Origin of the sequence: Manganibacter manganicus (assembly GCF_002075885.1) — a bacterium.
In the GTDB taxonomy this organism is placed as follows: Bacteria; Pseudomonadota; Alphaproteobacteria; order Rhizobiales; family Rhizobiaceae; genus Mesorhizobium; species Mesorhizobium manganicum.
In genome coordinates this window covers 208924-222854 of sequence record NZ_MDET01000001.1, presented here as the reverse complement: position 1 = coordinate 222854, position 13931 = coordinate 208924, and the positions used below count along the sequence as shown (strand labels likewise).

14 protein-coding genes are annotated in these 13931 nt (G+C 63.5%); 4 read left to right on the top strand and 10 right to left on the bottom strand.

What is annotated here, in order from left to right; translation table 11 throughout:
• Positions 1-74: 74 nt before the first annotated feature.
• Complete coding sequence (locus tag BFN67_RS01055) at positions 75-2519, top strand: GcvT family protein (protein ID WP_080917724.1); 2445 nt, start codon at positions 75-77, stop codon at positions 2517-2519.
• 3 nt (positions 2520-2522) lie between these two features.
• On the opposite strand, the gene BFN67_RS01050 is transcribed toward BFN67_RS01055, so the two are convergent.
• From BFN67_RS01050 to BFN67_RS01025, 6 genes are read right to left on the bottom strand one after another with little or no spacing between them, the layout of a single operon-like run.
• Positions 2523-3107: an NAD(P)H-dependent oxidoreductase gene (locus tag BFN67_RS01050; protein WP_080917723.1), complete on the bottom strand. Its 585-nt coding sequence runs from the start codon at positions 3105-3107 to the stop codon at positions 2523-2525.
• 13 nt (positions 3108-3120) lie between these two features.
• The gene (locus tag BFN67_RS01045; RefSeq protein WP_080917722.1) at positions 3121-4524 is read right to left on the bottom strand and encodes an FAD-binding oxidoreductase; all 1404 of its coding nucleotides are present in this window, start codon (positions 4522-4524) and stop codon (positions 3121-3123) included.
• Positions 4525-4526: 2 nt separating this feature from the next.
• Positions 4527-5861: a cytosine deaminase gene (locus tag BFN67_RS01040; RefSeq protein ID WP_080917721.1), complete on the bottom strand. Its 1335-nt coding sequence runs from the start codon at positions 5859-5861 to the stop codon at positions 4527-4529.
• A complete protein-coding gene (locus BFN67_RS01035) occupies positions 5833-6684 on the bottom strand; it encodes an ABC transporter permease (protein ID WP_080917720.1) in 852 nt (283 codons plus the stop codon). Before BFN67_RS01035 ends, BFN67_RS01040 begins: the two co-directional genes overlap by 29 nt.
• Entirely contained in the window at positions 6681-7493 is an 813-nt protein-coding gene (locus BFN67_RS01030; protein WP_245295119.1) for an ABC transporter ATP-binding protein, read from the bottom strand. Before BFN67_RS01030 ends, BFN67_RS01035 begins: the two co-directional genes overlap by 4 nt.
• Before the next feature lie 35 nt (positions 7494-7528).
• Positions 7529-8533 (bottom strand): ABC transporter substrate-binding protein, encoded by a 1005-nt coding sequence (locus tag BFN67_RS01025; protein ID WP_080917718.1) that lies wholly within the window; start codon positions 8531-8533, stop codon positions 7529-7531.
• Between the two features lie 251 nt (positions 8534-8784).
• On the opposite strand from BFN67_RS01025, the gene BFN67_RS01020 reads away from it, so the two are divergent.
• Together BFN67_RS01020 and BFN67_RS01015 are read left to right on the top strand one after the other, a co-directional pair.
• Positions 8785-9168, top strand: coding sequence for a RidA family protein (locus tag BFN67_RS01020; RefSeq protein ID WP_080917717.1), 384 nt, complete (start codon positions 8785-8787; stop codon positions 9166-9168).
• Between the two features lie 40 nt (positions 9169-9208).
• A complete protein-coding gene (locus BFN67_RS01015; protein ID WP_080917716.1) occupies positions 9209-10012 on the top strand; it encodes a creatininase family protein in 804 nt (267 codons plus the stop codon).
• A gap of 220 nt (positions 10013-10232) precedes the next feature.
• Here BFN67_RS01015 and BFN67_RS01010 read toward each other — a convergent pair whose 3' ends face one another.
• Both BFN67_RS01010 and cobD read right to left on the bottom strand, forming a co-directional pair.
• Positions 10233-10742, bottom strand: coding sequence for a tyrosine phosphatase family protein (locus tag BFN67_RS01010; RefSeq protein WP_080917715.1), 510 nt, complete (start codon positions 10740-10742; stop codon positions 10233-10235).
• The gene (gene cobD, locus BFN67_RS01005) at positions 10742-11797 is read right to left on the bottom strand and encodes a threonine-phosphate decarboxylase CobD (RefSeq protein ID WP_080917714.1); all 1056 of its coding nucleotides are present in this window, start codon (positions 11795-11797) and stop codon (positions 10742-10744) included. The genes BFN67_RS01010 and cobD overlap by 1 nt, the downstream gene beginning before the upstream one ends.
• Between cobD and cbiB the strand changes: the two genes are divergently transcribed.
• Positions 11796-12767: an adenosylcobinamide-phosphate synthase CbiB gene (cbiB, locus tag BFN67_RS01000; protein WP_080917713.1), complete on the top strand. Its 972-nt coding sequence runs from the start codon at positions 11796-11798 to the stop codon at positions 12765-12767. The genes cobD and cbiB overlap by 2 nt on opposite strands.
• On the opposite strand, the gene cobO is transcribed toward cbiB, so the two are convergent.
• Positions 12768-13382 (bottom strand): cob(I)yrinic acid a,c-diamide adenosyltransferase, encoded by a 615-nt coding sequence (gene cobO, locus BFN67_RS00995; protein WP_080917712.1) that lies wholly within the window; start codon positions 13380-13382, stop codon positions 12768-12770.
• Positions 13382-13897: a bifunctional adenosylcobinamide kinase/adenosylcobinamide-phosphate guanylyltransferase gene (cobU, locus tag BFN67_RS00990; RefSeq protein WP_080917711.1), complete on the bottom strand. Its 516-nt coding sequence runs from the start codon at positions 13895-13897 to the stop codon at positions 13382-13384. The genes cobO and cobU overlap by 1 nt, the downstream gene beginning before the upstream one ends.
• Positions 13898-13931: the final 34 nt, after the last annotated feature.

Below are 13931 nucleotides of genomic sequence, written 5' to 3'. Positions count from 1 at the left end.
CCCGGGCAGGGGGAGAGGTGGCACGCGCAGTGTGACGGTGAGGGGGTGTTTTCCCTCGAAGCGAGTTGTTCAGCATGACCTCCCTTCCCTCCAAAGCTCGTGTCGTCATCATCGGCGGCGGCGTCGCCGGCTGCTCGGTTGCCTATCACCTCGCCAAGCTCGGCTGGACCGACATCCTGCTGCTTGAGCGCAAGCAGCTCACCAGCGGCACCACCTGGCATGCCGCTGGCCTGATCGGGCAGTTGCGCGCGTCCTCCAACATGACGCGGCTCGCCAAATACACGGCCGACCTCTACGTCAGGCTGGAGGAGGAGACCGGCGTCGCCACCGGCATGCGCCAGTGCGGCTCGATCTCGGTCGCGCTGACCGAGGCGCGCAAGGAGGAACTTTATCGCGGAGCTTCCATGGCCCGCGCCCGCGGCGTCGATGTCGAGGAGATCTCGCCGGCCGAGACTAAGGAAAAATACCCGCACCTGGAAATCTCCGACGTGGTCGGCGCCGTCTTCATCCCGAAGGACGGCCAAGGCGACCCGGCCAACATCACCCAGGCACTGGCCAAGGGCGCGCGCATGAACGGCGCCCGCATCGTCGAGCAGGCCAAGGTACTGGAAATTCACAAGGACAAAGGCCGCATCACCGGCGTCACCGTCGAGCATGAAGGCGAGACGACCCGCATCACCTGCGACCACATCGTCAACTGCGCCGGCATGTGGGCGCATGGCGTGGGGGCGATGGCGGGCGTGACCGTGCCGCTGCATGCCTGCGAGCATTTTTATATCGTCACCGAGGCGATCCCCGATCTCGGCCGCCTGCCGGTGCTGCGCGTGCAGGACGAGTGCGCCTACTACAAGGAGGACGCGGGAAAGATCCTGCTCGGCGCCTTCGAGCCGGTGGCGAAGCCCTGGGGCATGAACGGCATCCCGGAAGACTTCTGCTTCGACCAGTTGCCGGAGGATTTCGACCATTTCGAGCCTATCCTCGAAAAAGCGGTGAAGCGCATGCCGCTGCTCGCAACCGCCGGCATCCACACCTTCTTCAACGGCCCGGAAAGTTTTACCCCGGACGACCGCTATTATCTCGGCGAAGCGCCGAACCTGAAAAACTTCTGGGTCTGCTGCGGCTTCAACTCCATCGGCATCCAGTCGTCCGGCGGTGCCGGCATGGCGCTGGCTGAGTGGATGCAGGACGGCGAGGCGCCGTTCGACCTGTGGGACGTCGACATCCGCCGCGTCCAGCCCTTCCAGGGCAACAAGACCTATCTCTACAACCGCTCGGTCGAGACGCTCGGCCTGCTCTATGCCGACCATTTTCCCTACCGCCAGCCGGCCACGGCGCGCGGCGTGCGCCGCTCGCCACTGCACGAGCACCTCAAGGCGCGCGGCGCCGTCTTCGGCGAGACCGCCGGCTGGGAGCGCGCCAACTGGTTCGCTCGGCCAAGCCAGGAGCGTGAATACCGCTATAGCTGGAAGCGGCAGAACTGGTTCGACAATGCCCGCGACGAGCACATGGCCGTGCGTACCGGCGTCGGCGTGTTCGACATGACGTCCTTCGGCAAGATCCGGGTCGAGGGCCGTGACGCGCTGGCCTTCCTGCAAAAACTGTGCGCGAACGACATGGACGTCGCACCCGGCAAGATCGTCTATACGCAGATGCTCAACGCGCGCGGCGGCATCGAAAGCGACCTGACGGTCACGCGACTTTCCGAAACCGCCTTCTTCCTCGTCGTGCCGGGCGCCACGCTGCAACGCGACCTCGCCTGGCTGCGGCGGCATCTCGGCGACGAATTCGCCGTCATCACCGACGTCACCGCTGCCGAAAGCGTGCTGCCGGTGATGGGGCCGAAAGCGCGTGAATTGATGCAAAAGATCAGCCCGAACGATTTCTCCAACGAGGCCTTCCCGTTCGGCACCGCGCAGCAGATCGAAGTGGGCATGGGCCTCGCCCGCGCCCATCGCGTCACCTATGTCGGTGAACTCGGCTGGGAGCTTTACGTGCCGACCGACCAGACCGCGCATGTCTTCGAGACGCTGGAAGAGGCCGGCGCCGACCTCGGCCTGAAACTCTGCGGCCTGCACACGCTGGATTCCTGCCGCATCGAAAAGGCCTTCCGCCATTTCGGCCACGACATCACCGACGAGGACAACGTACTGGAAGCGGGACTCGGTTTCGCCGTGAAGACGGCCAAGGGCAGTTTCATCGGCCGCGACGCGGTGCTGAAGAAGAAGGAAACCGGGTTGAATCGCCGGCTTGTCCAGTTCCGCCTGAAGGATGCGGAGCCGCTTCTGTTCCACAATGAGGCGATCGTGCGCGACGGCAGGATCGTCGATACGATCACCAGTGGCAATTACGGGCATTATCTCGGTGGCGCTATCGGCATGGGCTATGTGCCCTGCAAAGGCCAAAGCGCGGATGACGTGCTGGCCTCAAGCTATGAGATCGAGATCGCCGGCGAGCGGTTTGCGGCAGAAGCTTCGCTGAAGCCGATGTACGATCCGAAGTCCGAGCGGGTGCGCGCCTGAATTTCAGAATGCCTCAAGCCGCCGCCTGACCTTGGCGAGAAACCGGCGGCGGCTTTCGGGCGTTGAAGTATCCATGCGATAATGGGCCAGGAACAATGTGCGGCAGCGCCAGCCGCACAGGGCGCGGATGCCGCGCAGGATGGTGTTGCGGCCAGGATGCCCCATAACATAGGACCACCACAGCGGCGCGCCGCATGTGGTCAACACCGCGATCTTGCGGATATGCCCCATCAGCGGCACGATCCCGCCTTGCGGTGCAAGTGCGAATACCACATCGTTCGCCCAGACCCGGTCAAGCCAGCCCTTGAGCATGGCCGGCAGGCCGTACCACCATGTCGGATAGATAAAAACGATGGCCTCGGCCCATTTCAGATGATCGATATGAGCCTGTAGCGCAGGATCGTCCGGCGCGTGCTGATTGTAGATACGCCGCTCCTGATCCCGCATCACCGGGTCGAAATTCTCGCCATAAAGGTCGACGACGCGCGCCTCCCAGCCCTTCGCGGCAAGCGCCTCAAGCGCCGTGTCACGCACCGCCGCACAAAAACTTTCCGGCACCGGATGACAATAGACGACGAGGACTTTCATCGACGACCCTACCTCATCCCGCCCTTTCCAGCCCCTTGAACAGGAAGGTGCGGCCGCTGTGATAATCGTAGTCCGGGTTTTCCCAGGCGATCATCTTGCCGGGATTAAGCAGCCCCTGCGGATCGGCCTCGCGCTTGAAGGCAAGCTGCACCTTGTCCGTCTGCTTCATGCCGCCTTCCTCCAGAGTGTAGCGGTGCGGATTGAAGATCGGGCAGCCATTCTCCTCGAAAATGCGAATGATCTCGTCCAGCCGTTCCTCGGTGGTGAACTTCACCAGATTGAGGCCGAAACAGGTGACATTGCCATCGAAGCGCACGAATTCCAGATGCGAGAACACCTCGTCGGGAAACATCCCGTCCATCTTCTCCACCAGCGCCAACTGGTTGGGGAACGGATAGAGAGATTGCAGATAGGTGATCGACGGATCGACGCGCAGCGCTCTCAGCGTGGTGTGGTTCCACGCCAACTCATAGGTCGGCGGCAGGCCTTTCTTCTCCTCCGGCGCATGGTCGGCGGCGTTATAGGCGATCGTTCCGCCTTGCTTGCGCGTGAAAGCGAGGAAGGCGTCGAGCGCATGCGGCGCCACCATGACGAGACACACGCTTTGCTCCTCAGCCAGAAACTTCTGGTGGCGCTTGAAATAGAGCCACGGTACGGGCGCCGCGATTGGCGTGATCAGCTTGGTGAGGATGCCGTCCTGGCAACCGAGCGCATTACCGTAACGCGCGGCGTCCATGAATGTGTCGAAGCCGACGATCACGTCCACCCAGTCATAGCCCGCCGTCAGCGGCATCTCGACTTCGGTGATGATGCCGTTGGTGCCGTAGGCGTGGGTGACCTTGTGCAGATCCTCGCCGGTCAATTCCAGCACACGCGGTTCGGCTTCCATGGTGACGACGCGCAGCCGGATGATATTGCCGAAATCGCGCAGGCCGCCGAAATTGATCGAACCGACGCCCCCCGAACCGCCGGCGATGAAGCCGCCGATGGAAGCCGTGTTGTAGGTGGAAGGATGCAGGCGCAGTTCCTGCCCGGAATGTGCGCGCGTCGCCCTGTCGATATCGGCGAGGATCGCGCCCGGTTCGCACGCGACCCGGCCCGACGAAATTTCCTTCACCGCGCTCATTTCGGCAAGATTGAGTACGACGCCGCGTGAAAGCGGCATGGCCTGCCCGTAATTGCCGGTGCCGCTGCCGCGCGGCGTAACCGGCACGCCATGCTTGTGGCAGGCCGAAAGGACGCGCACGACCTCGGCTTCCGTTTTCGGCGAAACAACCAGATCGGCCGTGACCTCCTCAAGTTGCCGTTTAAGAACGGGGCTGTACCAGTAGAAATCACGGCTTTTTTGCTGTACGAGCTTTTCGTTGTCTTCGATCTTCAGCCCGTCGAGGTCGCGTTTCAGCGCGGCAATATCCATTCTCACACCATCATGTCATCGAGTTCGGCATAATCCGGCAGCGCGGCATCGATGGCGCGCCCGTCGCGCACCACGACGCGATCCGCTTCCGGCCGCGACAAAAGCTCCGTCCAGCTTCGGCCCTTGAAGACAATGAAATCGGCCGGGCCTCCGGCGCGCAACACCCCCGCGCCATCCAGCCCCATCGCGTCGGCAGGCGTTTCCGCAACCGCCTTCGGCCAATCGCCGACCGGGTGGTCGAGATGCAGGATGCGGGTCGCCTCGCGATAGACCTCCAGCATGTCGAGGTCGCCATAGGCATAGAACGGATCGCGCGTGTTGTCGGAGGCCACCGCCACTGGAATGCCCCTCGCCTTCATTTCGTGCAACAGAGTGACACCACGCCAGCGCGGCGTGGTGGCCTCAGTGCGGCGATCCTGCAAATAAAGATTGCACATCGGAAGGGACACGACGGCCAGGCCGGCTTTCGCGACTATATCGAGCGCGGCGAGAACCTCGGCATCTGGCTGGCGCGCCAACGAACAGCAATGGCCGACCAGCATCCTGCCCTCGAAGCGATGCCGCAATGCCGCCTCTGCGATTTTGCGCAGGGAGGCGGCCTCGACCCTGTCCGTCTCGTCGGCATGGAAATCGAGGTCGAGTCCATGCTTGATCGCCAGCGAAAACATATGGTCGAGCAGCGCATCGAGGTCCGGCACCATATAGGTGACGGCGCCAAGAATGCCGCCGGCCTTTGCGACGCGCCGCGCAAGCCCGTCGAACCAGGCCGTTTCCCGCACGTCCTCGATGCCGATCAGGCTCGCCGCCTGCAATTCGATGCGCCCGCGCCATTTATCCCGCATCGCCTCGAAAACCGGCCACGAGATTTCGTCCTGCGGCGCGGCGGAATCGAGATGCGTGCGCAGCGCCCTGGTGCCGTGCGCGTAGGCTGAGCGCAGGGAAAAATCCATGCGCCGCGCCACATCCTCGGCGTTCCAGCGGTCGCACCGGTCGGTTTCATTGGCGGCAAGCGCGCCGATAAAAGACCCGTCCGGATTGGGCGAGCGCGGCCAGATATGACCCTTGTCGATATGAGTGTGGCAATCGACGAAGCAGGGCAGAACGATACGGCCTTTCAGGTCGATGGCGTTTACCTGCGGGTGGGATTGGCGGTTGGAAATGCTCGCGATCCTGCCATCGACGACTTCGATGTCCGCCAGCGCGAAGCCGTCGCCGTCGAACGCAACCTCAAATCCCGGTGTGAGGGATGAATGCAGGCGCGCATCGGTCAGGCGGTAATCGCCGCTTTGCGGGATCGGCGGCACGCCCTCACCTCTCCTGCTTGATCGCGCTTTCATGCCAGCGCCGCAGGATGAGGTGCGAAATCAGCGACAGCACGAGGAAGATGACGATGCCGGCCAGCGAAATCAGGATCAGCGCAGCGAACAGGCGCGGCGCATTGAGCCGATAGCCCGCCTCGATGATGCGCGAGGCAAGGCCGGACGACTGGCCGGACGCGCCGGCGACGAATTCGGCCACCACCGCGCCGATCAGCGACAGGCCACCGGCGATCTTCAAGCCGCCGAGGAAATAAGGCATCGCCGCCGGCAGCCGCAGATAGCGCAATTGCTGCCAGCGGGTCGCGCCGTTCAGCCGGAACATGTCGCGCAGATTGCGGTCCACCGAATTCAGCCCGAGCGTGGTGTTGGACAGGATCGGGAAGAAAGCGACGATCCAGGCGCACAAAAGCAGCTTCACCGTCTGGTTGGCGACGTAAATGTTGATCAGCGGGAAGATCGCGACGATCGGCGTCACCTGCAGCACGATGGCGAAGGGGAAGAACGACATTTCCACCCATTTCGACTGGGTGAACAGCACCGAAAGCCCGACACCGCCGATCACCGCCAGAAGCAGGCTCAGAAATGTGATCTTGAGCGTCACCAGCAGCGAGGAAAACAACAGGCCGGCATCGCTATACATGGTCTGCATGACGACGCCGGGGCGCGGCAGGATGTATTTCGGAATCTCGTTCCACACGCAGATGCGATCCCACAGAAAGACCGCCAGCACCATGATGGCGAGCGGCAGCACCCAGCGGCCGATGCTCTCCAGCTTTTCCTGGCGCAGACGTCGCACCTCCTCGGCATCGACCAACGGGGCCGGGCTGTCGATCGCCGTCATATCCCGGCCTCCTTGGCGTCACCCGCTTTGGCATTGATCGCGGCGACCAGCACGTCGGACGCCTTGCGGCACAGAGAGGCATAGCTCGCGGACGTACGGAATTCCTCGTCGCGCGGGTAAGGCGCATCGACGGTCATTTCCTCGAAGACCCGCCCCGGCCGTGCCGCCATGACGACGATCCGGCTCGACAGGAACACGCTTTCGAAAACGCTGTGCGTGACGAAAACCACAGTGAACCGCTGATCCTGCCACAGTTCCAGCAGGTCGTTGTTGAGCTTGAAACGGGTGATCTCGTCCAGCGCCGCGAACGGTTCGTCCATCAAAAGTACGCGCGGCTTTGTCACCAGCGCGCGGGCGATGGAAACGCGCATCTTCATGCCGCCGGAAAGCTCGCGTGGAACGGCGGTGGCGAAGCCGGCCAGATGCACGCGCTCCAGCAGTTCCATGATCGCGGGCGCCGCCTTGGCCCGAGACACGCCCTTGAGGCGCAGCGGCAGCCAGACATTGTCGAAGACGTTGGCCCAGGGCAGCAGCGTCGGTTCCTGGAACACGAAGCCGACCTGTGAGCGGTCCAGCCCGCCGCCGCGCCAGTCGAGCAGGCCGGAGGTCGGGCTGGAAAGTCCGGCGATCAACCTGAGCGCCGTTGACTTGCCGCAGCCCGACGGACCGAGCAGGCTGAGGAAATCGCCTTCCGCCAGCGTCATGTCGACGCCGTTCAGCGCCGTCACGCCGTTCGAAAACGCCTTGCCGACGCCACGCAGCGTCAGCAAGGCAGGCTCGACGCCCGAAGCGCCTTGCGGCGTGGTCATGACATCCTTTTGCAACATGATCGCCGGCACGGGTCCTATTTCTTCAGGTCGAGGCCGACGCCCTTGTTGACGAAGATCAGCGTGTAGGCCTTCTTGACGTCGATGCCGGCGGGGATCGCCTTGGCCTTGACCATCTTGTCGTAGAAGCTCTGGATGCGTTCGTCGCTCATGGCGCCGATGCCGAGTTTTTCGGAATCGCCTGAATCGACAATGCCGTATTTCTTCATCTGCGCGATGGAGAAGGCGATCTGCTCGTCGGTGATGTCGGGGTTGTCCTTCTTGATGGCGGCATTCGCGGCCGAATTGTCGCCATAGAGGTAATTGTACCAGCCCTTGGCGGAGCCATCGACGAAGCACTGCACGACCTCAGGGCGCTTGTCGATCGTTTCCTGCATGGTCTCGATGGTCGAGGCATAGGCATTGAAACCGTTGTCGGCAAGCAGGAAGACGTTGGGCTCGAAACCACCCGCCTTCTTCACCGCATAGGGTTCCGACGTCGCGTAGCCCTGCATGATGGACTTCGGATTGGCGATGAACGGCGCGGCATTGAACGTGTAGGGTGCGCGTTTTTCCGGATCGAAGCCGTATTCGGATTCCATCCATAAAAAGAAGCTCTGCATGCCCTCGTCGCCGATGATGTATTGCTCGGCCTTGGGCAGGTCCGCCCATTTGTCCAGCCCCTGCCCCGGATGCGACATGATCACCTGCGGGTCTTTCTGGTAGCTGGCGGCGACGACACGCAGCGGAATGTCCTGCCGCACGGCATCGAACGCCTGCAACATGTTGCCGCCCATGTAGAAATCGATCTTGCCGGCGAGCAGCAACGGCCGGCCGCTCACTTGCGGGCCGCCCTGCATGATGGTGACGTCGAGCCCGCAGGCCGCGTAGGTGCCATCCAGCATCGCCTGATAATAGCCGCCGTGCTCGGCCTGGGCGAGCCAGTTGGTGCCGAAAGTGACCTTCTCGTTTGCCGAGGCGCCAAATGCGCTTGCGGCCAGAACCGCAACGGTGCCCAGCGCGATCTTCATCTTCCCGTTCATCGATAATCCCCTCGATCTGCGCCGCGCGCCAGAACTCAACCGAAAATGCACGATTTCTAGCCGCCACCACGTGGTGCCACGCTATCGGCCCAGCAGTACTGTGCGGTAAAACATGCTGCGGGCGCACCGTGCCAACTTTTTTTTGGCCTGTCCACAATATGCCGCAGTCATGAATGCCGGAACTTGAAGCCCGATCCATTCCCGGCGTAGAGACATGCACGCGACGCTGCCGCGCCCAAAGGAGAACCGCTGTGTTCAAATCTCTGACGCCAAAGACGATCAAGCCGCCCTTCGCCCGCTACAGCCACGGCATCGAGGTGCCGGCAGGGCAAAGGCTGATATTCTGTTCCGGCCAACTCGGCATCGCCCCCGACGACGAGGTGCCGGAAGAGCCCGGCGCGCAGGCCGAATTGTGCTTCGCCAATATCGCCGCGATCCTGAACGATGCCGGCCTGCGCCTCGCCGACATCGTGCGCATCAATGCCTATGTCACCGACCGCGCTTTCATGCGGCCCTACATGGACGTCCGTGATCGCCTGTTCGGCGATCCGGCTCCTGCTTCGACGCTGATGATCGTGTCGGGCTTCTCGCGCCCGGAATTCAAGGTCGAGATCGAAGTCATCGCGGCAGGCTGATGCCGCTTGCGCCAATAGCCCCAATCGAAAGGCCACAGGAATGAACGGACAGAAAAGACGCGTCTGGTGGGGCGATTATCGCACGACCGAATACAACAGGATCGACCCGGAAGCGACGATTGCCGTCCTGCCGGTCGCGGCAATCGAGCAGCATGGTCCGCATCTGCCGGTTTCGACCGACAGTGCAATCATGAACGGCATGCTGGAGACGGTGATCGAACGCCTGCCGGACGATCTCGACATTCGCATCCTGCCGGTGCAGTCGATCGGCAAGTCGAACGAGCATCTTCATGCGCCGGGCACGCTGACTCTGCCTGCCACCACGCTGATCGAAGCATGGACCGAACTCGGGCTTTCGGTGGCGCGGGCCGGCGTGAAGAAGATCGTCGTCGTCAACTCGCATGGCGGCAATGAGGAGATCATGGGCATCGTCACGCGCGAATTGCGCGTGCGGCAGAACATGCTTGCGGTAAAGACGAGCTGGCAGCGCTTCGGCCGCCCGGCCGGCATGTATAGCGAGCAGGAAGACCGCTACGGCATCCATGGCGGCGACGTCGAAACCTCGCTGATGCTGCATTTCCGCCCCGAACTCGTCGATATGGGCAAGACCGAGAATTTTGCGTCGAACGTCACGCGCGCCGAACAGCGTTTTTCGCTGCTGCGCCACACCGGCACGCATGCCTTCGCCTGGATCGCCTCGGACCTCAACCCCAACGGCGTGGTCGGCGAAGCGGCGATTGCAACGGCGGAAAAGGGCAAACTGACCGCCGAGATGCAGGCGGACGGCTTCATCACGCTATTGAAGGATATCCGCGACGCGCGGCTGGCCGACTGGCTTGCGTGACGCGGCTTATACCGGCGGTTTCCATATTCGACCCTTGCGTTTGGGTGCGTCCTTCGAGGCCCGCTTCCGCCTTCGCCCTGCGGGCTTCGGCGAACGGGTCGCGGGCACCTCAGGATGAGGGGGTTGCGCCAACGGTCCTCATCCTGAGGTGCTCGCCCACAGGGCGAGCCTCGAAGGGCGCACTGTAGAGACAATGGAGCAGACGTCAGCGCTTTTGGCGTTACACCTCGACAGGGAACGCAAAAGGCGTTCCCTCATAGGCATCAGCCCCTCGACCGATGGCGCGGATCGCCTCGATCATGCGGCCCTTGCGCTCAAGCAGCATGTCGGCCACCGCGATCAGCCGCGGATTGGGCGTCGCCGAAGGCGAGAGTGCCCGCAGAGTCCGCGCCATTTCAACCTCGTCGCGTTGCGGGGCAAGCGCGGCAGCGGCGATATAGGCGGACGCCGTCGAGCGGCTGATGCCGGCATAGCAATGGGCGACCATCGGCTGCCGTCCATCCCAGCGGCGGGCGAAGTCTATCAGCCGCCGCACATGCACCTCGCCCGGCATGGTCATGTCACCCTGCGGTTCGATGATGTCGTGCATCACCAGATGCAGGTGGTGTTCCGGCAGGATGGCCGCCGGCCGTGTCATGTCCATGTTTGCCGACAGCAGCGAAAGCAGCCAGTTGGCCTTCGATTGCGCCACGGTTTCCTCAAGCCTCGACAGCGGGCAGACATGGATCATCAACGAACGGTCTCCTCCGCATTGGCCGGCAGCGCGGCTGCCCGCTCCGATAGCGCCGTTTCGAGGCGCTGCCACTCCACCGCGCTGCCCGGCAATCCGGCACGCAATGCGCGCGGCCTGTCGGCGAAATGGCGAAGCAGGATGCCACGCTCGCCGAGCGCGCGGAACAGGTCCCCCGCATTCGGCAGGTCAAGATAACGAAACAGTGGGCAACCGCCAGCCACAACAATGCCGAAACGGGAAAAAAGCGCATCCAGCCGCTCGGCTTCGCTCGCCAGTGTCGCGCGCATGTGCGCCTGCCACTCGACATCGGCAAGCGCCCGAACGCCATATTCGAGCGCCGGCCCGGCCACCGCCCACGGCCCGAACAGGGCCTCCAGCCGCGCGGTGATGGCGGCAGGCGCCAATGCAAAGCCAAGCCGCAGTCCGGCGAGGCCGAAAAACTTGCCGAAGGAGCGCAGAACAACGAGGCCGGCGTGCCCGACGGCCCCGGCAAGGCTCTCGGCGCGCGGGCCAACGTCCATGAAGGCTTCATCGACCACCAGAATGCCGCCTTTTGCGGCAAGCCGGCCGGCAAGCGCAAGCAGATGTTCGCGTGAGACGACCCGACCGTCCGGGTTGTTCGGGTTGACGACGATGGCGAGATCGGCCTCAGCCAGCGCCTCGAAATCGCCAATTTCGGTCACGGTATGGCCGGCAAGGGCGGCCGCGCGCGCGTGTTCGGCATAGGTCGGCCCCAGCACCATGGCCCTGCCCGGCGGCATCAAGCTGGCGATTTGCGGCAAAAGGCTCTGCGTGCCTGGCGCCGCCATGACATGATCGACGGAGGGTACGCCATAGGCCAGCACCGCCGCAGCCTTCAGGTCTTGCAAGCGTGCGGCTTCCGGCAACCGCGCCAGTGCGCTGGTGGGCAGATCGAAAAGCGGATAGGAGTGCGGATTGATCCCGGTCGAAAGATCGACGAAAGGCTCGGGCGCATGGGGAAAAAGCGCGCGGGCCCGGCCAAGGCTTCCACCGTGATCGACCGCCGCCACCGTTTCGCCGAATGCCTTCATGTCCGTCCTGATCGCCTTTCTATCACTGCTTGTCGAAGTCCGGTTCGGCTATCCCGACCGCATCTTCCGCATGATCGGCCATCCTGTAACGTGGCTTGGCGCGCTGATATCTTTTTTCGACCGCCGGCTCAATCGCTCCATCGATACCGACTCCGCGCGTCGCATGTCGGGCGTCATCGCGCTATTGGCCATCGTTCTGGTCCCGGCTTTGCTCGCCGGCTGGATATCTAGCCTGTTCACTGCCCTGCCGTTCGGCATCGGCGTGGTGCCCGTGGCCGTGCTGGCGAGCGCGCTTCTGGCGCAACGCAGCCTCGACCTTCATGTCGAGGCGGTTGCCGACGCGCTGGACAGCGGCGGGCTTGAGGAAGGCCGCTGTGCCGTCTCGATGATCGTCGGCCGCGACCCCGAAACGCTGGACGAAGCGGGCGTGTGCCGCGCGGCGATAGAAAGCCTTGCCGAGAATTTCTCCGACGGCATCGTGGCACCCGCCGTCTGGTTGGGTGTCGGCGGCCTTCCCGGCGGCGTTGCCTACAAGGCGGTCAATACCGCCGATTCCATGATCGGCCACCGCACACAGCGCCACGAGGCCTTTGGCTGGGCGGCGGCACGTTTCGACGACCTCATCAACCTGCCCGCCTCGCGCTTGTCCGTGCTGCTGCTGGTGCTTGCAAGCTTTGTCGTCGACGGCGCCGACCCCGCCGGCGCATGGCGCGCGATCCGGCGCGATGCCGGCAAGCACCGTTCGCCCAATGCCGGCTGGCCGGAAGCGGCAATGGCCGGCGCGCTGGGCCTGGCGCTGGCCGGGCCGCGTGTCTATGGCGGCGTTCTGGTGCCGGATCATACGATGGGCGACGGCAGGCGCGATGCCAATGCCGGCGATATCCGCCGTGCGCTGAGGCTCTGCCGGGTGGCCGATGCGCTGCTCATTGCGCTGTTCGGCCTGCTTTCGGTGATCCTGCTTCTGGCGTGATTAGAACTCGATGCCCCGCTGCGCCTTCACGCCGGCCGCAAAATGATGTTTCACCGAGCCCATTTCCGTCACCAGGTCGGCGGCTTCCACAAGCGCCGGCTTGGCGTTGCGCCCGGTGACGACGACATGAAGCTCGCTGCGCCGGCCGTTCAAATCGGCAACGACGCTGTCCAGGTCGAGATAGTCGTAACGCAATGCGATGTTCAATTCGTCGAGCACCAGAAGGCTGATCGTCGGGTCGGCCATCAGCTCGAGCACCTTTGCCCAGGCGGCTTGAGCCGCCGCCACATCGCGCTTCAGATCCTGCGTTTCCCAGGTAAAACCCTCGCCCATCGTGTGCCAGGCGACCTGATCGCCGAAGGCGGCGAATGCGTCCTTCTCCCCGGTGTGCCATGCACCCTTGATGAACTGCACGACGCCGACTCGTCTGCCATAGCCCAGCATACGCAGCGCCAGCCCAAAGGCGGCGGTGGATTTGCCCTTGCCCGGCCCAGTATTGACGATGAGCAAGCCCTTCTCGATGGTCTTTTTCGCCACTTCGGCATCCTGGACAGCCTTGCGCTTGGCCATCTTGGCGCGGTGTCGTTCCTCCGTGGCAATATCCGTATCCGTCATCATTTTACCCTGAGCGGCAGCCCCGCCACCATCATGAGCACCGTATCGGCAACCGAAGCGACCTGCTGGTTCAGCCGGCCGGCGGTGTCACGGAAACGGCGTGCGAGTTCATTTTCGGGCACGATCCCCTGCCCCACTTCGTTGGAAACCACGAACCATGGCCCACGCGGGTGCCGCAGCACGTCTGCAAGCCGCGCGGATTCGGCATCGACATCGTGGCCGGCAAGCATATGGTTGGTCAACCACAGAGTCAGGCAGTCGATCATTAGCGGCCTGCCCGCCGGCACGGCGTCGAGCGCCCCGGCAAGATCGAGCGGCGCATCGAGCGTCGACCAGCCCTGGCCGCGCCGGGCGCGATGATGGGCGATACGCTCCCCCATCTCTTCATCATAGGCCTGTGCCGTGGCGATATAGGTCCAGGGAGCGGCATAATCCGTGACGAGTTGTTCCGCATATGCGCTCTTTCCCGACCGCGCGCCGCCAATCAGCAGAGTGAGTGCTTTTTCGTCGGACAAGATCCGTCTCTCCAGTCCTGGCTCGTTCGGGCCG

Bases quoted from the DNA above. Each gene is read 5' to 3' on its own strand.
- BFN67_RS01010 (WP_080917715.1), bottom strand. From the start codon at position 10,742: ATGATCCATGTCTGCCCGCTGTCGAGGCTTGAGGAAACCGTGGCGCAA.
- BFN67_RS01015 (WP_080917716.1), top strand. From the start codon at position 9,209: ATGAACGGACAGAAAAGACGCGTCTGGTGGGGCGATTATCGCACGACC.
- cbiB (WP_080917713.1), top strand. From the start codon at position 11,796: ATGTCCGTCCTGATCGCCTTTCTATCACTGCTTGTCGAAGTCCGGTTC.
- cobD (WP_080917714.1), bottom strand. From the start codon at position 11,797: ATGAAGGCATTCGGCGAAACGGTGGCGGCGGTCGATCACGGTGGAAGC.
- BFN67_RS01040 (WP_080917721.1), bottom strand. From the start codon at position 5,861: ATGAAAGCGCGATCAAGCAGGAGAGGTGAGGGCGTGCCGCCGATCCCG.
- cobO (WP_080917712.1), bottom strand. From the start codon at position 13,382: ATGACGGATACGGATATTGCCACGGAGGAACGACACCGCGCCAAGATG.
- BFN67_RS01050 (WP_080917723.1), bottom strand. From the start codon at position 3,107: ATGAAAGTCCTCGTCGTCTATTGTCATCCGGTGCCGGAAAGTTTTTGT.
- BFN67_RS01025 (WP_080917718.1), bottom strand. From the start codon at position 8,533: ATGAACGGGAAGATGAAGATCGCGCTGGGCACCGTTGCGGTTCTGGCC.
- BFN67_RS01030 (WP_245295119.1), bottom strand. From the start codon at position 7,493: ATGACCACGCCGCAAGGCGCTTCGGGCGTCGAGCCTGCCTTGCTGACG.
- BFN67_RS01045 (WP_080917722.1), bottom strand. From the start codon at position 4,524: ATGGATATTGCCGCGCTGAAACGCGACCTCGACGGGCTGAAGATCGAA.
- BFN67_RS01055 (WP_080917724.1), top strand. From the start codon at position 75: ATGACCTCCCTTCCCTCCAAAGCTCGTGTCGTCATCATCGGCGGCGGC.
- BFN67_RS01035 (WP_080917720.1), bottom strand. From the start codon at position 6,684: ATGACGGCGATCGACAGCCCGGCCCCGTTGGTCGATGCCGAGGAGGTG.